This is a genomic window from Pseudomonas sp. Pmew2 (assembly GCF_058129885.1).
On record NZ_CM176702.1, the window covers coordinates 5655280 to 5675563 of the forward strand.

The window sequence follows — 20284 nt, forward strand, 5'->3', positions numbered from 1 at the left end:
AGCCGACTTCCTAAATACAGGAGTTTTCGTTAAAAAGTTCACGCCGCCGGATTTCATGGTTTAAGGTACTGGGTGGTGAGCCCCCTCGTTGACGGCGGCCTTTCTGACCTTGAGGTTTCCAGTGTAGAAACCACAAATCAGTGCGGATACTGAAGCGGTACACGCATCTCAGATCAGAGAACCTGGCCGCAAAGCTAGCAGCCATTTCCATTAGGAACAAAATTTTAGCCGCTAAAATTTACGTCACACCACCCCAACTAGCTTAGCTAAAGTTATAGATGCCAAGATAATTTTAAAGAAAAGCTTCCAATACCAGTGGAAGTTGTCATAGGATATTTGAAGCTAACCGAACGAGACTTAAAATATGACAACCGAAGAGTCAATACGCGCGCTTTTTTCTGGGGCCCCGCTCTTGTCTATTGATCAGCTGGCGGAGGTACTTCATCGAAGCAAGGACGGTCTACGGATTAGCTTGAGCGGTGATAACGAGGTCTCTAGAAAATTCCTACCTTGCAAAGTGAAGATTGGACGAAGAATTTATTTTCGTACTGCTGATGTAGCCAAAGCCATCGATCAGGGCTAGCGGTATGTCTATAACTTTGCTCGTGGAAAGACAAAGCCAATCAAGAGGCTTTACGATGATACCCAACCACATAATCAATGATGAAAATCTAAGCCTCAAGGCGAAGGGACTAATCTCAGCATTGCTTTCTTTACCGCCAGGTTATGAACACCTAAGCGTTGAACGCCTGGCAGTCAAGTATAAAACAGGGACTACCGCAATCAGGTCCGGGATAAAGGAGTTACAGCACGCTGGGTACTTGAAAGTAGAGCAAAAATACGATACACGCGGCCATTATGCTGGGTACGAATGGCGGCTGAGGGATCAGCCCGAAAACTCTAAAGTGACCGAAATTAGCCAAGATCTCCCGTATATGGAAAACCCACATTCGGGCGACCCGATTTCGGATAACCCTAGACCTATAAATACTTACAAAACAAAAAAACCAAAAACAAAAAATACTACTACAACCCAGCCCCCTATCCTTGGCGAGGTCCAGCAGGAACTGCGACTGACCGCTCCGATGCTTACGGAAACCAGTGAGCAAGTTTTCAAAGCACTGGGGCAGGTAGATCCACTTGATCGACAACGCATGCTCGACGAGTTATGTGCAGCGATAAAGTCAGGGGCAATCAAGACTACGCCGATCCGCTGGTTTCATGGCGCGCTCAAGCGGTACCGAGAAGGGGCCTTCAATTTTACAGCGCTGACGTCACAGGACGTTCAGGAGAACAGTCCTGCTAAATCAGTTAGTACGGCGCGCGACAGCCCCCCAAGTGTCAATGCAAGCAAGCGCTCTGACGTAGGCTTGGAGTATCTAGGCAAATTAAAGAAAACTACGCGTAGCCCAAACTCGTCGCCCTAATGCGACGTGACAGATGAGGGGCCTCGCTCGGAGCAAGGCCAATAAGGCGACCAGAGAAACGCAATGAAATCACTAAGCCTCAGAATCGCAGAGCGTGTAATTCAAAGCGCAAAACCAGAAAGTTCTTTGGCGCACCGCGCGGTAATGATCATACATAGATCAGAGATAGAGGATGCAGTTCAGCGAGGATGCTCACTGCTGAGCATTTGGAAAACACTCAGCGAAGAGGGAGTAATCAATTTCGGTTACCAAGCATTTCGCCGATATGCTCGCGTACTCATAAATGCGGATAACAAGACGCACTAAACAGACCAAACAAGCTATCAGCAACCAGACTTTTTTCGTTGCTACAGCGATCAATACCGCTTTTCACGTTCATCTGCCGAACAATTCCGTTGTTCTACCGATTAGTTTCCTTTTGTGCGGCAAAACAATGCTGTAGTTCGCTCGGAGAAATGGACACTGTTTGGCTAAACAACGGTGATTTCGAGGGCAAGACAGGTGAAGTTAGCCAACCGACAAGTCGGTTAGCCAATTCCACTATCGCGTATTCGCGCCTGCGGCACTCAATGCTGTCTTGCTCTGCGAGGCAGGTCGCTTCCGCGACGTTATGAACACCAGAAGGAGGTTAAAAATGAGTCCTCACAAACAGCAGGAACACACACGAAAATACGGAAAGCATCTGCGAGTGCCGGTCCTACCTGACGAAGAGCAGACGATTAAAGAGAACGCAGCAAATGTTGGTCTGACAGTGGCGGAATATCTACGCCGCTTGAGCCTCGGATACGAGGTCAAGAGCACGCTGGATTCCACCTATGTATTGCAAATCGTAAAGATTAACGCTGACCAAGGCAGATTAGGTGGATTGCTAAAGCTGTGGTTAACAGATGACCCCAAGCTGGCTGTCTGTGGTGGCAATTGGACGCCCGCAGTCGTACGCGCACTTTTAAAGCGGATTGAGACCAACCAGGACGAAATGCTCCGACTGGTTGTCACCGCCACTGTAAAAATGACCCCCTAACGCCAACCTAGAATTGACCCCCCTGGGTAAAACTGGCGGCTTTGAGCTGCCAATATGTTGACCCAGGAGCAGTCTGTGGAAATTAAAGTGTTGGCCCGTCAGGGCCATGGCATCAAATTCATCGCCCGTGAGCTGGGTATTTCGCGTAACACCGTGCGCAAGTACCTGCGAAAGGCCCGGTCGCTACCCAGTGACAAGGTGAGACCCGCACGTCCGTGCAAAATCGACCCCTTCAAGGACTACCTGCACGAGCGTATTGAGGCGGCGCGCCCACACTGGATTCCGGCGACCGTCCTGCTGCGTGAGATCACGGCATTGGGGTACAGCGGCGGCGTCAGTCGTCTGAAGGCTTATATTCGCCCCTTCAAACGTAAGGCAGAAGAGCCGGTGGTACGTTTCGAGACACTGCCCGGCAAGCAGATACAGGTGGACTTCACCACCATTCGACGAGGCCGTCAGCCGCTTAAGGCGTTCGTGGCGACACTTGGTTTTAGTCGAGCAAGCTTTGTCCGTTTCTCCGAGCGAGAGGACAGCGAAGCCTGGCTGACAGGGCTTCGGGAGGCGTTCGCTTACTTTGGCGGCGTGCCCGAGCAGGCATTGTTTGATAACGCCGGAACCATCATCACCGAGCGAGATGCTTTTGGGGAGGGCCAGCACCGTTGGCATCCCCGATTGGCTGCGCTGGCCGATGAGTTTGGTTTTATTCCCAAGGTCTGCCGCCCTTACCGTGCCCAGACCAAGGGCAAGGTTGAGCGCTTCAACGGGTATCTGAAGGGCAGTTTCATTACCCCGTTGGCCGCTACGCTCAAGAGTGCGGGTCTGACGCTGGATGTGGTGACGGCCAACGCACATATCGGCCAATGGCTCGACGAAGTCGCTCATCAGCGGATTCACGGCACGACGGGTGTTCAACCGGCGGTACGTCTGGCCCAAGAGCAGCAGGTACTATTACCACTGCCAACACAGAGCCTGCGCCCACAACCCGCCCAAGGCCTACGCCTGGGACGGGTCCTGCCGTACGAGAGCTTGCAGCATCCGCTGTCGGTTTATGAGCAACTGCTGGAGGTGAGAGCATGAACCTTCAACATGCTCGCCTGACAGAACTATGCAAGGGGCTAAAGCTTGAGCGCGTCGGGGTGGACTGGCCGCACCTGGCCCAACAAGCAGCAAGCGGCGAAGACAGCTTTGCCGACTTCCTCGAAAAGCTGCTGGCTGCCGAGACCGATGCCCGAAGTGAACGCTCTCGACAGGCCCTGCTGAAAACTGCCGCGCTGCCCGCTGTGAAAACGCTGGAGCAATACGACTTCGCGTTTGCCACCGGCGTCCCCCGGGCACAGCTCCAGGAGCTGGCAGCACTGAGTTTTGTTGGACGTGCCGAGAACATCGTGTTCCTGGGGCCTAGTGGTGTAGGCAAGAGCCACCTGGCTATCGCCCTGGCCTACCGGGCAGTGATGGCCGGTATCAAAACCCGCTTCGTCACGGCGGCTGACTTGATGCTGCAACTGACCGCTGCGCACCGCCAGGAACGGCTCAAGGAATACTTCAGTCGTGTGGTGATGGCCCCTGGGTTGTTGGTCATCGATGAAATCGGCTACCTGCCGTTTGGTCGTGATGAAGCCAACCTGTTCTTCAATGTTGTCGCCAAGCGCTACGAGCAAGGCAGCCTGATCCTCACGAGTAACTTGCCGTTTACCCAGTGGGCCGGAACCTTTGCGGATGATCAAACACTGACAGCGGCCATGCTGGACAGGCTGTTACATCATGCCCATATCGTGCAGATGACAGGTGAAAGCTATCGACTCAAGGACAAGCGCAAAGCAGGAACCAAATCTTCTCGGGCCGAACCGGCTCGAAAATATGAACCCGAGGGGGGTCAAAACTAAGTTGGCGATTTAGCACGGAAGGGGGTCACTTTTTAGTTGGCGTTGACAACTGGTACAGGCGCTGAAATTTTAGCGGCTAAAAAATTCCGCTCACCCTACCCTTTGGAGTCCAAATGAAAATTCCCGAAACCCCACGATGGATTAGTTTGCTTATCGCTGCGGCCATACCTCACCTCGCAATGGCAGGCGTTCCGGTATTCGACGGCGCGAACACCAGCCAAACAACCATTAGCGCAATTCAGAACGTAGCGGCAGTAGCCAAACAGATTGAACAGTACAAAATTCAGCTTCAGCAATATCAAACCATGCTGCAGAACACAGCTGCGCCGGCGGCCTACATCTGGAGTGAGGCTGACCAGACGATTTCAAAGCTACTCGCGGCTCAGGACACACTCAGCTACTACAAAAATCAAGCTGGGAGCTTAGAGCAGTACCTTTCGCGTTATCAGGATGCGGCTCACTACGCTAAAGCACCCTGCATCGGTATGGACACGTGTATGACTCAAGACCAACAAGCAATTGCCGACTCGCAGAGCGATGCCACCACCGCCAGAAAAAAGGCAAATGACGCCCTTCTAACAAGCGTCTCGCGTCAGCAAGAAACCTTGCAATCCGATGCCCAAGCTCTTGCAGGTATACAGCGTGCTGCGAGTGGCGCTACAGGTCAGATGCAGGCTATTCAATCAGCAAACCAGTTTGCCAGCGCACAAACCAGTCAGCTTTTACAAATTCGCAGCCTGCTAATTGCACAGCAAAACGCGCTCGCAACAAACGCACAGGTGGAGGCTGATCGTGACGCTCAGAAGCTTGCTGCGGATCGAAAAGCTCTCAGCGGCCGCAATAGCCAAAGCGCAGACAGGCAGTGGTGACGATATGAATGCTTTCATTCGGCGAACCACGTGGCTTGTCCTCATCGCGTTACTGACCAGTGGTTGCGGAGCCGCTGATGACAGCATGCCCTCTGGTTGCGGAGCGCCACAAACAGAGCAGGCGTCGTCTAAAACGAACAACCAGGAAGCGTGTGTCCTGGGGCATAAAAACACCCAAAGCTCAGACAGGAAATGGTGACTCTATGAAAAGGCTACTACCAATCCACCTGCTGCTCATCGCGCTAGCATTCAGCAGTACGGCTCAAGCAGCGGGTCTGGACAGCGGCGACATGCTCAACAAAATTCTGGATAACTTCTCGACGGTCGCAGTGACTTGGAAAGACGAGATCACAGAGCGCGCCTCATGGCTGTTTTGGGGGTTAGCATCCATAAGCATCGTTTGGACTTATGGCCTGATGATCCTGCGTAACGCCGACATCCAAGCCTTCTTCGTCGAGACCATTCGATTCTTCGTAACCTTGGGATTCTTTTGGTGGTTACTAATCAATGGACCAGCTATATCCTTGTCCATCATCGACACCATGCGAGATATCAGCGCAAACGCTTCTGGACTTGGAAGCGGCCTTTCTCCGTCGAGCATCGTGGACATAGGATTCAACATTCTCACCAAGGTCAGCGAGTCAGCCTCGCTGCTATACCCGGTAGTCACCGCCCTGATGCTCGCGGCAGCTATCGTAGTGTTGGTAATCCTTGCACTGATCGCGGTGAACATGCTTCTGCTGCTCATCTCGGCATGGTTGCTGGCCTACGCCGGGATCTTCCTTCTAGGGTTTGGCGGTAGCCAATGGACCTCCGACATAGCGATTAACTACTACAAAACTGTACTTGGCGTCGGTATCCAGCTTTTCACAATGACTTTTCTGATCGGTGTAGGAAGATCATTTTTGGACCAATACTACCAGGCCTTTTCAGTTGGGACGCCTGATCTGAATAGCCTATGCGTACTCCTGGTCGCATCCGTGGTATTGCTCACTCTGGTCAATAAGCTACCCCCAATGCTTGCCGGCATAATCAGCTCTGGAGGGCAGACCTCAGGCATCGGTAGTTTCGGCGCTGGAGCTGCGATAGGAGCAGCAACTATGGCTGCTTCTACCGTATCTTCGGCAGCGAGCACCGCGTTGGCGGGAGCCAACGAGATAGCTGGAGGCACTTCAGCACTCACGGCTGCCTTTAAAGCTGCCGAAGCCCACATGGACAGCGGCTCCACTGACACAGGTAGCTTTGAATACAGTTCCGGCAGCGAGGAGCACACCATGAGTGGTTCGGGACAATCGGCTTTTGGGCAAGCCATGGGCAATGGACAGAACACAGACTATGCTTCGAGGGTGGCCCGGACTGGAAGGTTGGCAGCAAGTGCCGGGGCGCTCATCGCTGAACAAGTGGGCCAGAGCATAAGCAGTCGAGCCAGTGCGGCGGCAGCAGATACGGCGGGGGCAGGGTCGCGGCTTCGATCAATGAGAATCGCAAACCGTCACATTCCGACAAGACCGAGAGGTTCAACGGTGATAGCGTGAGTGGATCCGATGAGTTTGCAGACTTCATCAACAGAGATCCTACTCCGGATTAAATATCACGGAGGCCACCGCGACTGAGCTGCGGCGGGTATCTATGTCATTTAGACTCGGGAGCAAAGCATGGAAAAGCTGACGCCTACTACCGAACCACGATTCGTAGACCATCACAACGGCCTCATCGATCCTCCGCCCATCTTCGTCACGCGCACGACCCTCCGAGCGATCCTCAACAAACATGGAGCAAAAATATCGGGTCTTGGCATGTCTTCAAAGCCCGACGAACTGATGCCCTCCAATACAACAATGGATGAGCTGCCGTCCGGAACAAATAGATAGTTATTCGCGGCGAAGGAGCTGCCCAAACGGGGCCCACTTTACCTAACGGCATAAGCTAAGCGCGGTCCGAGGCGGCTTCGCAACCCTCATTTTTTCGCTAGAATCACAGGAACACCCAATATCAATCTGGCGAAGGCGAATGAACAGAGGCTTTTTATCATCAGTGGTCAACACTAAGGCCTACATGGGTGTTGCCGCTGATGCAGAATTGACCCATCTGCCGAAATTTCGCTGACCCAAGCCTCTACTTCGTGAAGCGTTTGCAGGTCTGACTTAATGCTGAATGCTTATGGGCAACACCAAGTCGGCAGCTGGGTAAATTCTGCATCAGCTATAACACCCAAAATCAATATCTACCACGGACCAGAGCACCTAAGAATAACCAAAGCGCGTAACGGGAATACGTTTTTACTCGTACGTAGTCCCTTTGTTAGCCTGGTTGCTGTCAAAGCACTGGACAGGAACGGATAACCTACGCGCTGGCAAGTCGTACTACCATGCAATTCGGCTCCGAAAATTGCCGATAATGGATATCATTTTGATATTATCGGCGAAGACAGCGGCACTCCTCATGCCCCAGTCACTACCTCCGAACGGGACCCCACCCGCTTCCTGCGCACCTAGGTTGTAGAACCGCCGGTACCACGGTATACACCTACGACAGTCAGGCCGGGAAACCGGCCGGCAAGTCATTCCTCGCTGACATGACCATTTAGCTATTGAATACCCTCTACCAGAAGGATCTGTGCATGACCTTGCCTTGCTCTCGTATCAGCCGGTTCGCCTTGTCGGTGTGGTCGATCTGGATAGCCGCCGCCACTTTCCAGGCCGAACCGTGATTTCGCTGAGCGGCCTACTCTCTTTTAGACCGGTTAAGACTTTTGGACTCTTGCAATTCATCTATCGCGTGGATTATGACATTGAATAATTTTACAAGGTTTTTTGCTGTACTAATAACTTTAGCTTTTGTAAGCGAAGAGTCTGCCCAAGCTCGGACCTATAAATTTTGGTGGGAAGGATACATCCCTCCAGTTATATTCCAAACTCCGGAACAGGGCTGTGAATATATATACTATGTTGAGCTTCCGGGGATTTCCTCGGCTTATCGTCCGGAAAAGAGTTTTTATGATCCCTACTATAAATCTAAGCGTTTTCAATGTGGCTCTGATTTGAATCAAGGATATTTTGGATCTGTAGACTATGGGGAAGTGACATGTGATAATTCGGAGATTCTAGACTTTCCTAGCATGCAGTGTAAGCGAATTGGTGCCCTTGGGCGTACAACTGAAATTTCTACTTGTGATGTACCAACAAGCACGCCGGATGTTTTTGTAGGTAACCCAGTAAATGTTATTTCCGGAAACAAAATGCAACAGGAGATTGACTTTACAGCTGGCGGGGCCCATAGCATAAAAGTTTTTCGTACTTATAATAGCTTGAATGGGGCCTGGGTCCATAATTTTTCCTCACGCCTGGATTTCGCTAGCGGCTCTGTGGTTGTGATAAAAGGAGATTCCGGAGCATCAGCTTATACAGAAAAGTCAGGCGTTTATACCTCCGTTTCAGATATCGGAAAATTGAGCTATGACGGAGTCAATAGCCAATGGATCTATAATTCTGTAGACCGCTCAACATATTTTTACTCCGCCATTGGGAAATTAATAAAGATTTCCAACCCTGACGGCGGAAATGTGACTCTGAATTACGTAGTTGGTAGTTCGAGTACTAGAATACAGTTATCAGACGAGTATGAAAATATTGTTGAACTAGAGGAAGACTCTAGGCACCAGTTGTTAAGCATGAAAAGCAAAGACCTCATGGTAAACTACACTTATAATTCAAGTGGCATGCTATCTCGTGTAGCTAAGTCAAACGGGAGTGTCGAGATGGTGCGCTCTTATAAGTATGAAAGCCCTAGCTCTGATAAGTTCCTAACAGGGATACTTAATGAACGAGGAATCGTTTATGCCAGTTGGGAGTACGACAGCCTTGGTCGTGCCGTTTCCTCAAAGCATGCAAATGAATCTCAGAAAACTGAGATTACCTACGGAACAGGTTATTCTACGGTTATAAACTCTTTAGGACGCAAGTCGATTTATCATTACGAGGTTATTGGAGGCATACAGAAGATTACATCTATTGAAGGAGAGCCTACGCCTAATTGCCCCTACAGCAACTCCACCTATACCTACAACGATCGCGGCCTCGTACTAACTAAAACCGATGCCAAAGGCTTGATCACCACTTATGAGTACAACGACAGGGGCTTTGAAATCAGCCGCACCGAGGCCAGTGGTACTATGTTAGCACGCACCACTACAACGGAATGGGACCCTGATCGTTTTCTGCCTATCAGGGTAATTGAACCCAATCGAGTTACCGTGTATAGCTATGACAATCAAGGACGTGAGCTCACTCGGCGGAGCACATCCCGATGAGCACTCCCTATTTCAAGGATCTGAGCATGACCGTTTCTTTCTTGCGCAAAGCCACTGTGGGAATTGCCTGCACCTGGCTGGCATTCTCTGTGCAAGCAAGCACCATCAGTCGCACTTATACAGCCCTTGAGCAGCTCGCAAGTATCGTTGGTGCGCGTACTGATGTGGATGACGTCACTCGTTACGCATACGACGCTCAAATTGGAAAAGGCATTTCATGAAAAGTAAAAAGATTTTTTTCAAGACTTTTTTAGTCTTTATTGCTCAAGCTATATACTTGTCGCCTGTTCGTGCAGACGTTTATAAAACTTGGAGGACGGACGGCAACCTTCCTGACGCTTATTTTGAAACGCCAGAGCAGATGTGCGAAACACTATATGAGTCGTGGCCGCATATGACACAGTTCTATAAACCCGAAAATAATCGATATATATCTCAGTTCTATTACGCATGTGGTTTTAACTCTTCTTATCCAACTACGTTTGGCGATGGGGTGTTGATTACACTAAACTGTCCTGAGGGAGAGAGACCAAATCCACGGTACAGTGCTTGTACAAAGGAGTCTGCTAAAGGGCGCGATGATCACTCTATGAGTTGCTCGAGCCCATCAACTCTAGCAGGGAATCCTATCAATTTCACATATGGAAATAAGATTCAAGATGAAACTGACTTTGAATCGAAAACCATGAGGATTTCGCGTTTCTATAATAGCTCGGACAGTCTTTGGAGACATAATTTTTCTACCTACCTTTTCTTTTCGGATCGATCTGCGGTTATGGTAAGATCGGACGGTAAAGAAAATCTATTTTCGCCGAGTACTGAAAATTACATTTCCAAAACTGATGTCGGAATTCTAAAAAAGGAAAACGATTCGTGGCGATATGACGGCTTAAATCATGAGGTATTATTTTTTTCAGCTTCGGGTGATCTGACTCAAGTTAATGATCCGCAAGGGGTTGTATATAAGTTGGTTTACAGTAAGCGAGGTACAGGGCGTGAGATAGTTGTAAACAATAACTATGGCGAGTCTGTTGTCTTGGTGGAAGGCGCGCGACGTAGGATTAAATCAGTAAAGACAACTACGCAAGATATTACTTTCGTATATGATAATAATCAAAATTTGACCGAGCGGCAACTGACTTCTAACGGTAGTGTCTCTATCAGAAAGTACCACTACGAAGACTCTTTCAGCCGTAATCTACTTACAGGGATTACAGATGAGCGAGGTGTTCGCTTTGCCACTTGGGCTTATGACAGGGCAGGTAGGGCTATTTCCAGTCAGCATGCAGGTAATGCGGGTGCGGTCAAGATATCTTATACATCTGACTTATCCAGTGTCGTAACAAATGAGCTTGGTAAAGATACAACATATAGGTACGAAATTATTTCCGGCGTGAAGCGATTAGTCGAAGTTAAAGGTGAACCTACCCCCGACTGCCCAGCTACCAACTCCTCCTACACCTATAACGACCGCGGCCTCGTACTGACCAAAACCGATGCCAAAGGCTTGATTACCACTTATGAGTACAACGACAGGGGCCTGGAAATCAGCCGCACCGAGGCCAGCGGTACTAGCTTGGCACGCACCACTACAACGGAATGGGACCCTGATCGTTTTCTGCCAATCAGGGTAATTGAACCCAATCGCGTGACTGTGTATAGCTATGACAATCAAGGACGCGAGCTCACTCGGCAGAGCACATCCCGATGAGCACTCCCTATTTCAAGGATCTGAGCATGACCGTTTCTTTCTTGCGTAAAACTGCAGTAGGTATTGCCTGCGCTTGGCTGGCATGTTCTGCCCAGGCCGGCACGATCAGCCGGACCTATACTGCCTTGGGGCAGGTTGCGAGTGTGGATGGCGCGCGTACTGACGTGGATGATGTTACTCGGTATGCATACGACGCCCAAGGCAACCTTACAACGGTGACCAACGCGCTGGGTCAGGTCTACACGCTTGCCAGTTTCGACAGCTACGGCAATCCGCAAAGTGTCACTGACCCAAACGGGGTGGTGACGACCCTCAGCTACACCCCTCAAGGCTGGCTTGCCAGTCTGACTGTTGATTCGTCGACTACCCAGTATGGGTACAACGAAGTCGGTGATTTGCTGCAAGTGACCACGGCTGATGGAAACTGGGTCAAGTACAGCTATGACGATGCCCGCAGGCTTATCGGGGTGCGCAATCGGCTTGGTGAAAGCATCAATTACACTCTCGACCCAATGGGTAATCGGACGGCGGAACAGACCAAAGACACCAATGGAGCCGTGGTCCATCTTCAGCGACGTGTGTTCGATGAGTTAGGTCGTCTGATCCGGGTTGTGGGTGCTGGTGATCAGACGCAACGTTATGGCTATGACCTGAACGACAATCAGTCGAGCTATACCACTCCGCGTAACAACAAAACGCAGCAAGCGTTCGACGCTCTGAATCGGGTCAGCAAGATCGTCAATGCTCTGCAGGGCGTGACTGCCTTGGGCTACAACTCTGACGACAAAGTCACCAAGGTAGTCGACCCACGTGGCGTGACGACGCTGTATACCTACGACAGTTTAGGCAACCGCATCAGCAGCAAAAGCACGGACGGCGGTACCAGCACTTATGCCTACGACGAGGCCAACAATCTCATTCGCAGCACTGATGCACGTGGGGTTGTGACCGAGTATGCCTACGACGCGCTCAATCGTCTGACCAGTAAAAGCTATCCGGCCACACCGGCGCTCAATATCAAGTTTCTCTATGATCAGACTGCTGATGGCAATCTTGGAATTGGCCACCTCACCGGCCTACAGGACAGTGCCGGGGTTCTGACGTATACCTACGACGCCAAGGGCAATCTGGTCAGGCAGTATCGCTCGGTTGGCGTTAACAGCGGCGACTATTATGAAACACTGAATTACGGGTATGACGCCGCCCGTAATCTGGTGCAGATCGGCTATCCATCGAATATCAACCTGACCTACACGCGTAACAGCGCGGCACAGGTCACGGGCATCAAACTGGCCATCGGCAACAAGACAGCAACGCTGGCCAGCAACATCTCTTACCAGCCTTTTGGTCCAGTCAATTCTCTTACCTGGGGCAACGGTATCCTGCTGTCGAGAACCTATGACCAGGACTATCAACTGACCCAGCAGCAAGTCGGCAACTGGCAAACAACTTATCGGTACGACGCTGACAGTAATATCGCCGAGACAGCCACCAGTCTGTGGGGTGCGGTGCAGTATGAATATGATGCACTGGGCCGTTTGACTCAGGAGCAAACCAACAGCATCAAGAAGGCTTACAGCTTCGACGCCACTGGCAACAGAACTCAGCGTACCACTACCAGCCTGACCACAAGTGATGCCACGCAGACTCAGTCTTTAACCTATGCCAGCGACAGCAACCGGCTAACCAGCGTCAATGGCTCCACACTGCCTGTGGACGCTGCGGGTAACCACACGCAGATCAATGGCCGCCGATTCACCTACGACAGCCAAGGCCGTCTGAGCGAGGTTTATCAGGCAAACATCTACAAAATTGCCGACTACAAATACAACGCACTAGGGTCTGTTCCCGTTTCGACGTAACCCATTGATCTCTATGAGAACAGGCCCGTATTGTTGGAGTTCTCACACAACACCAATACGAGCCTGCAATGCCCCGATTAATGCTCAGTGATGAGCACTGGCCGAAGCTTCGAGAAATTTTGCTGCACGAATCGATCTACAACAAGCGAGATTTGCGCACCACGGTTGAAGGCATGCTGTACCGCATGCGTGTGGGTTGCCCTTGGCGAGACCTGCCGAAAGCGTTTGGAAACTGGAGCAAGGTCTACAAGCGGTTCAATGCCTGGTCTGCTTCAGGCAAGTGGGTCAAGGTGCTTGAGGTGCTGATGACCGATCCTGACATGGAGTGGGTTTTCATTGATGGCAGTTATGTAAAGGCTCATCAGCACAGTGCAGGTGCTGCCAGCACGCAGGACCAGGCCATCGGAAAAAGCCGAGCCGGTAACACCAGCAAGATTCACCTGGCTGTAGACGCTTGTGGGCTGCCCATTGCATTTGACGTGACCGGAGGCCAGACCAATGATTGTTCGCAGGCGGCCTCGTTGATTGCCAAGATGCCCAATGCAGAAGTGATCATTGCGGACAAGGGCTACGACACTGAAGCGATACGCGCTCAGGTCGAGCAGCAAGGCAGCAAAGTGGTGATTCCACGAAAGCGCAATTCTCTGAAAGGGAACGCAGATCTGGACAAAGGGTTATATCGCAATCGACATCTCGTAGAAAACGCCTTTGCCCGGTTGAAGCATTTCCGGGCGGCGGCTTCTCGGTTCGACAAACTCAAGAGAAACTATGAAAGCGTCATAGCAATGGCCTGCGCTTTTCTGTGGCTGCCAATGTGAAACGGGAACAGACCCTAGGCCAGCGAATCATCAAACGCTCTTACGTCATGGGTAGTCAGGCGTTGGCGGGCACAACCACCTACCTGTATGACCCAAGCGGCAAGCTGATCGGCCAAACGTTCTATGACGGAAATGGCCAGAAAACCAGTGGCCAATACTGGTTCTGGCTGGACAACATGCCGCTGGCACAGCTGACGGCGAACTTCTCTGCGCTGGGTGAAGTGAGCAGCAGCAAACTGATTTACCTTCATGTCGATCACCTGAACACACCGAGACTGGCGACAGACAGTTCCCAGGCACTGCTGTGGCGTTGGAACAGCGATGCGTATGGTGTAGGCGCGCCTGAAGAGGATGTGGATGGCGACGGCAAAGCCACGGCCATAGCACTAAGGTTTCCAGGACAGATCTACGATGCGCAAACGCAGCTGAGCTATAACTATCATCGGGATTACAACCCGGACACCGGGCGGTATGTGCAGAGTGATCCGATTGGGCTAGGGGGTGGACGTAATACTTACGCGTACGTTAACGCCAACCCTATGTCGTATATTGATCCTATGGGATTAGCAGCAATTGCATTGCCAACCTGGTTTGATAGCATTCCAGATATTCTACCCCAAGTTGGGAGAGGTGTCGGCTTAGGCTTAGGTGCCGGGGCGTCATGCTTACTTTACTCACCTTCCCTGGGTAATGGAGAGTGTCCTGCGGGAGGGTGTTACCATAATGAAAGTGTTGATAGTCCAGTACCTGATGCGATTCCAGGTGACAAAACTAGAGGGCCTAGTGATATATGGATCAAGCCTGAAGGAGACATGGATACAGCAAATAATGACTTCGATGATATGAATCCCTCTGACGTTAAAGATATACCAAACGGTAGAGCAGGAACATTACCAGACGGTCGAAAAATTGTTGTGCGCCCTGATAGTTCTGACGGCCGACCTACATTGGAGATTCAGAACGGACGTGACCGAGTAAAGGTGAGATATGGTCGATAAACTCGAAAACTATATAGACTGGATAATACCTGACATCGAAATTGGTCGGTGTGCTCTGCGTTTTTTTTCACGAACTGAGACGGAACTAAAAATAATATTGCTTGCTGGAAATGATCAGATTTTTGAGATAGAGTTAATATTTGAGTTAAAAGACATTGTCGGCTTTAAACTTGCTAATGATAGTTATAGCTGGAGGTCTGATAGCGCGCGAACGACGAGAAGAACCGACTACTCACTATTTAAGGTTGAAAATTCGAAATATATCGAATGGTTCAAGGCTGAAACTTATGGCGTTGGTGATCTTGACGGAGTAATTCACTTTTCTCTACTTCTAGCAGACGAAAGTCTAGATATAGTTTCGTTCAACAGCCCAGAAATTAAGGTAGTGGACTAAATATGAGGAGCGTTGATTACGCTCCTTTCAAAGTGTTTTACGAGCCGTCAGAAATGGAGACTTACACTAAGCTGGCCGCAGGATCATCAGACACTATATAGGCTGAAGAAGGCAATAGCGGATGAGGGCTTGTTCAACACTTTGTTTACCTCCTAATACGAGCAATATGACGATGAAGGTAATACCATCTGAATCCATCACCTCGTAAAAGATCCGGTATCCGTCAGTGTTCAGCTCACGATAGTGCAGTACACCCAGCTCACTCAATTGAGGGCTGACCGGGTAGCCCAACGGGGTAGACAGGAGCTTGTCTTGGATGGCATCGATAAGGGTATCTATGCGTTGAGCAGCTGATGAGAATCCCTGATGGACAGCCAGGTGTTCAACCTGATCCTCAAGGCTTTGCTGGGCAACATCGGTAAAGCGCAGTGCAAACGTATTCATTAATGCTCCTATTTATTTCTGGGTAAACCTCCTGCTCAATCGGGCTTTGAGTTCGTCAGTGGAACAGTGCTTGCCTTGGGAGTACTCGCGGGAGCTGATTGCCAGGAGCTTCACCAAGGCGATTGACTCATCGCGGCGCTTACGATCAGCGTAAGACTCCACCACGTAGGCCGGGACACCATTTTGCGTGACGACCAATGGCTCATCGAGAGGCAGGTCGGCTGCGTTGCGTTTCAGAAAACTGATTGTTTCAACTCGCATGAGTTGAGACCTCCTTCATGTTTGTATTTGCACCGCGATAAACTGGTGCATAACGCTTGGTTGTCTTAGGCCGAGGATCACCTAAGCTAATGTTAGAAGCCCAAATATAGACCAAATATAGGCTCTTTACTAGTTTTATTTTTCCTTCAGAGTCAAGACCATTGTTTGGTAATGCAAAAATATCACACCGTGTAATTTTTATGGTTACTGGTGATAAAATAGGTTATCATCACTTATTGCGGCCTTTTCCGAATCGTGTACGCTGCTGGGTACTGGCGTCGTTTTGGTGACTGGAATGGTGATACGTGATCGCTAATAATCCGATTGATGGTTGTACATGCAGGAAGTGACGAAAGTAGTCTCCGGCGACCACCGCAGGCTATCGGCGGTCGAATTTCAGCAGTTGGCCAGAGTTCCGTCAGCGGTCGAGTGGTTTGCCAACCTCGACAATCCGCGCACACGCCGTGCCTATCAAAATGACCTGACGGATTTCTGCTCCTTTATAGGGCTGGCCAGCGCCGATGACTTTCGCCAGGTCACCCGATCGCACGTATTGGCCTGGCGCGCCGATCTGGAACAACGCGGCCTGGCCGGGGCCACCATCCGGCGCAAACTGGCCGCACTGGCCAGCCTCTTCGATCACCTCCTGGATAACAATGCCGTCGCTGGCGGCAACCCGGTGCATGGCGTCAAACGGCCTCGGATTGAGACCAACGAAGGCAAGACTCCGGCACTCGGCGATCACCAGGCCAAGCAGCTGCTAGAGGCTCCGGACACTGAAACGCTCAAGGGATTGCGTGATCGGGCTATTCTGGCCGTGCTGCTGTACCACGGCCTGCGTCGAGAAGAAGCGGCACAACTGACGACCGGCGACTTGCAGGAGCGGCGTGGCATTAAACACCTGCGGGTGCATGGCAAAGGCAGCAAGATCCGCTTTTTGCCGCTGCATCCCATGGCCGCCGAGCGCATCCACGCGTACCTGGAACAGGATGTTGAACGAGACACCGCGCCGGGTCCGCTGTTTCGCTCGCTGCGCGGTACTACCACCGGCGCCGGCATTACGGCCAACGGCATCTATACCGTTGTCGAGGCCTATGCCAAGAAGGCCGGCATCGTCGTCGAGCACCTGGGCGTGCATGGCCTGCGCGCAACGGCGGCGACCAACGCCCTGGAGCACGACGCCGATATCGCCAAAGTACAGATGTGGCTGGGGCACGCGAACATCAGCACCACCCGCCTTTATGACCGGCGCGGTCAGCGGCCGGAGGATTCGCCGACGTTTAAAGTGAAGTACTGACGTGGCTTGATACGGACTGAGTTCAGCGGCGGCAAGCTGTGAAACGGCTTAAAAAGTATTGGGGATGGGAGATCTGCATGCCAAGAATTTGCCATTCAGCTTCATGCCTGTGTTGGAAAAAGACCTGGATGTTTAGACCCTGTAACTAGGTTGTGCAGAGCCACGCTTGCTTTGTGAATGAGTACAGACACACCTTTCAAATCCTCCACCGTTGTAGGGACAAATGTGACTTTGAAGCTTCCTCGTGCACTCACCGAAGACAGCAAAAGATTCGCCGTCTCAGTGTCATAGTGAAGCGAACCATGCACATATATGTTGCGTGCCTTTGCCGCTTTATTCATGGCTGCTATTACCGCCTGGTAGTCTTTCAATCCTGGATGTGAATCTTTTAGAATGTCACATAGCGTTCCAAAGGCATCCTGCTTTTGCTTGAAGTTCATATGTGTAGTGATTATTTGTGGTCTAGCGTCGTCAGGGTCATTGATACCTAACAACTTTTTTATATAGATATTCAAGCTACCTTCAAGGACCGACCAGGTTGCAGCTATGCGGCCTAGCTCAAGAAGATAGTAATCTGGCAAAGGCCAATCTTTTGGCATTTCGAGAAGTGACTTTTTTTGGCTATTGGGCATTTTTTTTCCGTGACTACGAAACCCGGGGCGATTCAAAAAGCCTGTTAATTCAGCGAATGTTTCAGGTGAGTGACCCTAAACAGCCAGTAAAACTACCCCGGCGCGGCGGTCGTCGCGCGGGAAGTTAGTCTCTGAGCGAATACGCCGGTTCAACTAAAATTTCTCTTGATCGCTGAATATCATGCGTTGAGGATCCAGCCCCCACCCCAATTTATGACCGCTATTTAGTATAATTACAATGATACAGTTATAACAGTAAAATATACTATGGGGGGGGGGGGGGGGGGGTATACGTAACCCAGACGTACTGTAAATATGAAGCTTTTCCACCGTAGCTACGACGCATGGTCCTGTTGGTTTATATGCATAGAGAAAATCAAGCCGATCAGCTTGGCAATTATTTCTAAAGTGCTAATCACATCTGGGTCATCCAGCACCGCTGGCTGTGAATCGATAGCACAAAGACTACCAAATAGCGATCCGTTGGAAAAAAAGATAGGTATCGCTATGTAGCTTTCGAAGCCATAACGGCTCACGTTCGGATGATCACGGTATTTTGGATCCTGGCTCAACCTCGGAATCACTAAAGCCTTATGATCAAAACGCATTGCATTGCAAAGACTAGACTCCAAAGCAAAAGCATCACCTGGTTCGATGCCGAAATGCACCGCATCATGAACTGCACAGGCAACCCAGTCGCTTTCTGTAAATTTGGCAATGGACACGAACCTCATCTGAGTAAGGCGGCTGACGAGTTGCAATGTGCTTGCGGTGGCTTCGATTTCAGCGATAGCAGAATTTTCAGCTTTGGTAATCAGGGGGTTATCTGCGTTGGTATTGGAAAATCTCATGTTCATCCTGGTGTATTGTCTCAGATAAAGCTTTCTTTTAGACCGCTCCCAGCGCCACAGCACCGCAGGCTTGTCGGACGTTCGTAAGATATCTTAACCGTTTCGTACAGCAGAAGTCCCGAAAGGTTTGTGGCAGAGCTGCAGCGCAAGCGTTATGTTAACTCAACGTCTTTTGAACAGCCGTCAGGAAGGTGCTCCGCGAGCTTGCCTTGCCAAGACTCCTGTTGCTTCGTAGCGCGCTCGCACAACGCCAACCATATGCATTAGGGCGTAGAACCTATCGTTCGACGGGGCCAGCTTGGGGCACCGCTCATTTGCCAGGGCCGCGGTTTTATGGGTATGGATTTTTTACTATTAATTAGTAGGCTTGACGACGTTTCCAAGAATGCTTCTTAGTCTCAATTTCGTCCCCATTTGAGGAATTTTTGATACTGAGACCAAGAGTTGAAAACTTTGAGATCAGCTGTAGGGTTGTCAATATTACCACTTAGCTCCACGAGAAAAACACCATTACCTGTCTGGATGATGCTCTTAGCCGTTTCACTAATAGATCCATAGGATAGAAGGTAGCCAAGAGAAGTAAATCCGATGATGGAGCCTTTGTGAGCGACAGATGCGTTGAGCAAAGGTTCCACTGGAGCGTCAGCAATCATCAGCATAAGAGCGCTTAAATGATGCATCTCGTCATCGAAACCATCGGTGAGTTTTTTGCAAATTTTTAAAACATCAGTCACATGAGATTTGGGGATCTCGTTTTTATGGGCGAACAAGCCATAAGTCGTCAGCAGAACGGTGCCAATGGCAGGTAGATTCTTGGGGTAGTATTTATAGGTTTGCATAGTAACCTCTAAAATTGGAGAGCCTATGGATTTTGAAAAAAGGACTACAACAGCCTCTCTTACACTCATCTTTTGCTGCGCTTTAAAATGGATTACAGGTTTCTAGCTACCATATTTAAAAACTTTTCACATTTCCAGAAATGTGGGTTTTTAATTGCATATTCAGAGATTTAGTTCAATGATCAGTCAAGCCTGATAGCTGTTATTGATCTGTATCAAAAAGTCACTGAATTTATCGATGACTGTGGCTACGATGTAGAAGCCTCAGGACCTGCTGTTTCACTCAGACCAGGACACCCAATATGGGAGCCGACAGTTTCGCCAGCGGCTTTGGCGATACCGCATACGCCAGAGCATGAGTCGCCGAGGTAATTGCTATGACAACTCGCCGATGGAGAGTGTATTCCGCAGTTTGAAAGCTGAGTGGATACCGACTGTGTGGGCTACACGACAGCCCAAGGGGCTCAGCGGGATATCAGTCATTATCTGATGCATCGTTACAACTGGATTCGACCACACCAGTACAAAGGTGGACTGGCGCCCGCTCAACCTTAACGTCGTGTCCGGGATCAGTTGACCACTACACAGAACGTCGCAATGGCCCCGTTTTTAGACGCCGATGTGGCGTGAGAAAAGCGTTTCACCAGCCTCAACGCCACCTCGGCATC

Annotated in this window: 19 protein-coding genes and 4 pseudogenes; 18 read left to right on the plus strand and 5 right to left on the minus strand. The window is 50.4% G+C overall.

Annotated elements, in window-relative coordinates; all coding sequences use genetic code 11:
- The first annotated feature begins 364 nt into the window (after window positions 1-364).
- The 16 genes and pseudogenes from AC4ANK_RS26160 (at window position 365) to AC4ANK_RS26235 (ending at window position 15292) form a co-directional block, all read left to right on the plus strand.
- Window positions 365-583: a MerR family transcriptional regulator gene (locus AC4ANK_RS26160; protein WP_003433273.1), complete on the plus strand. Its 219-nt coding sequence runs from the start codon at window positions 365-367 to the stop codon at window positions 581-583.
- A gap of 4 nt (window positions 584-587) precedes the next feature.
- Entirely contained in the window at window positions 588-1427 is an 840-nt protein-coding gene (locus AC4ANK_RS26165; RefSeq protein WP_002556081.1) for a helix-turn-helix domain-containing protein, read from the plus strand.
- Between the two features lie 63 nt (window positions 1428-1490).
- Entirely contained in the window at window positions 1491-1733 is a 243-nt protein-coding gene (locus AC4ANK_RS26170) for a TraK family protein (RefSeq protein ID WP_080053433.1), read from the plus strand.
- 328 nt (window positions 1734-2061) lie between these two features.
- A complete protein-coding gene (gene traJ / locus AC4ANK_RS26175) occupies window positions 2062-2448 on the plus strand; it encodes a conjugal transfer transcriptional regulator TraJ (RefSeq protein ID WP_460383690.1) in 387 nt (128 codons plus the stop codon).
- A gap of 54 nt (window positions 2449-2502) precedes the next feature.
- On the plus strand, window positions 2503-3525 hold the full coding sequence (gene istA / locus AC4ANK_RS26180) for an IS21-like element ISPsy4 family transposase (RefSeq protein WP_002551322.1): 1023 nt from the start codon (window positions 2503-2505) through the stop codon (window positions 3523-3525).
- A complete protein-coding gene (gene istB / locus AC4ANK_RS26185; RefSeq protein ID WP_005741073.1) occupies window positions 3522-4331 on the plus strand; it encodes an IS21-like element ISPsy4 family helper ATPase IstB in 810 nt (269 codons plus the stop codon). Before istA ends, istB begins: the two co-directional genes overlap by 4 nt.
- A 113-nt stretch (window positions 4332-4444) precedes the next feature.
- Complete coding sequence (trbJ, locus tag AC4ANK_RS26190) at window positions 4445-5200, plus strand: P-type conjugative transfer protein TrbJ (RefSeq protein WP_002556080.1); 756 nt, start codon at window positions 4445-4447, stop codon at window positions 5198-5200.
- A gap of 203 nt (window positions 5201-5403) precedes the next feature.
- Window positions 5404-6735: a P-type conjugative transfer protein TrbL gene (gene trbL / locus AC4ANK_RS26195; protein WP_460383692.1), complete on the plus strand. Its 1332-nt coding sequence runs from the start codon at window positions 5404-5406 to the stop codon at window positions 6733-6735.
- 120 nt (window positions 6736-6855) lie between these two features.
- On the plus strand, window positions 6856-7071 hold the full coding sequence (locus AC4ANK_RS26200) for a hypothetical protein (protein WP_080719071.1): 216 nt from the start codon (window positions 6856-6858) through the stop codon (window positions 7069-7071).
- A 920-nt stretch (window positions 7072-7991) separates the two neighbouring features.
- Window positions 7992-9509 carry a DUF6531 domain-containing protein gene (locus AC4ANK_RS26205; protein WP_460383694.1) on the plus strand — a complete coding sequence of 506 codons (1518 nt, stop codon included), beginning with the start codon at window positions 7992-7994 and terminating at the stop codon, window positions 9507-9509.
- Window positions 9506-9709 (plus strand): annotated as a pseudogene (locus AC4ANK_RS26210) (hypothetical protein); the annotation flags it as partial. The gene AC4ANK_RS26205 and the pseudogene AC4ANK_RS26210, both read left to right, overlap by 4 nt.
- Before the next feature lie 17 nt (window positions 9710-9726).
- Window positions 9727-11220 (plus strand): DUF6531 domain-containing protein, encoded by a 1494-nt coding sequence (locus tag AC4ANK_RS26215; protein ID WP_237772657.1) that lies wholly within the window; start codon window positions 9727-9729, stop codon window positions 11218-11220.
- Window positions 11217-13061: pseudogene (locus tag AC4ANK_RS26220) on the plus strand (RHS repeat protein); the annotation flags it as partial. The gene AC4ANK_RS26215 and the pseudogene AC4ANK_RS26220, both read left to right, overlap by 4 nt.
- An 89-nt stretch (window positions 13062-13150) precedes the next feature.
- Window positions 13151-13900: an IS5 family transposase gene (locus tag AC4ANK_RS26225; RefSeq protein WP_460382697.1), complete on the plus strand. Its 750-nt coding sequence runs from the start codon at window positions 13151-13153 to the stop codon at window positions 13898-13900.
- A 14-nt stretch (window positions 13901-13914) separates the two neighbouring features.
- A pseudogene (locus tag AC4ANK_RS26230) lies at window positions 13915-14898 on the plus strand (RHS repeat-associated core domain-containing protein); the annotation flags it as partial.
- Window positions 14888-15292, plus strand: a complete 405-nt coding sequence (locus tag AC4ANK_RS26235) for a hypothetical protein (protein ID WP_031598244.1) — start codon at window positions 14888-14890, stop codon at window positions 15290-15292. The pseudogene AC4ANK_RS26230 and the gene AC4ANK_RS26235, both read left to right, overlap by 11 nt.
- Window positions 15293-15385: 93 nt before the next feature.
- On the opposite strand, the gene AC4ANK_RS26240 is transcribed toward AC4ANK_RS26235, so the two are convergent.
- A complete protein-coding gene (locus tag AC4ANK_RS26240) occupies window positions 15386-15736 on the minus strand; it encodes a type II toxin-antitoxin system RelE/ParE family toxin (protein ID WP_002556077.1) in 351 nt (116 codons plus the stop codon).
- Window positions 15737-15748: 12 nt separating this feature from the next.
- Entirely contained in the window at window positions 15749-15997 is a 249-nt protein-coding gene (locus AC4ANK_RS26245) for a type II toxin-antitoxin system prevent-host-death family antitoxin (protein ID WP_002556076.1), read from the minus strand.
- A gap of 337 nt (window positions 15998-16334) precedes the next feature.
- Here AC4ANK_RS26245 and AC4ANK_RS26250 point away from each other — a divergent pair, with 337 nt between their 5' ends.
- Window positions 16335-17294 carry a tyrosine-type recombinase/integrase gene (locus AC4ANK_RS26250; protein WP_002556075.1) on the plus strand — a complete coding sequence of 320 codons (960 nt, stop codon included), beginning with the start codon at window positions 16335-16337 and terminating at the stop codon, window positions 17292-17294.
- A 101-nt stretch (window positions 17295-17395) separates the two neighbouring features.
- Here the strand turns inward: AC4ANK_RS26250 and AC4ANK_RS26255 are convergent, their stop codons facing one another.
- The 3 genes from AC4ANK_RS26255 to AC4ANK_RS26265 form a co-directional block, all read right to left on the minus strand.
- On the minus strand, window positions 17396-17926 hold the full coding sequence (locus AC4ANK_RS26255; RefSeq protein ID WP_031598249.1) for a hypothetical protein: 531 nt from the start codon (window positions 17924-17926) through the stop codon (window positions 17396-17398).
- A gap of 335 nt (window positions 17927-18261) precedes the next feature.
- Window positions 18262-18777 (minus strand): GAF domain-containing protein, encoded by a 516-nt coding sequence (locus AC4ANK_RS26260; RefSeq protein WP_031598251.1) that lies wholly within the window; start codon window positions 18775-18777, stop codon window positions 18262-18264.
- A gap of 398 nt (window positions 18778-19175) precedes the next feature.
- A complete protein-coding gene (locus AC4ANK_RS26265) occupies window positions 19176-19685 on the minus strand; it encodes a hypothetical protein (protein WP_223812328.1) in 510 nt (169 codons plus the stop codon).
- Window positions 19686-19875: 190 nt separating this feature from the next.
- On the opposite strand from AC4ANK_RS26265, the pseudogene AC4ANK_RS26270 reads away from it, so the two are divergent.
- Window positions 19876-20193 (plus strand): annotated as a pseudogene (locus AC4ANK_RS26270) (integrase core domain-containing protein); the annotation flags it as partial.
- Window positions 20194-20284 lie beyond the last annotated feature (91 nt).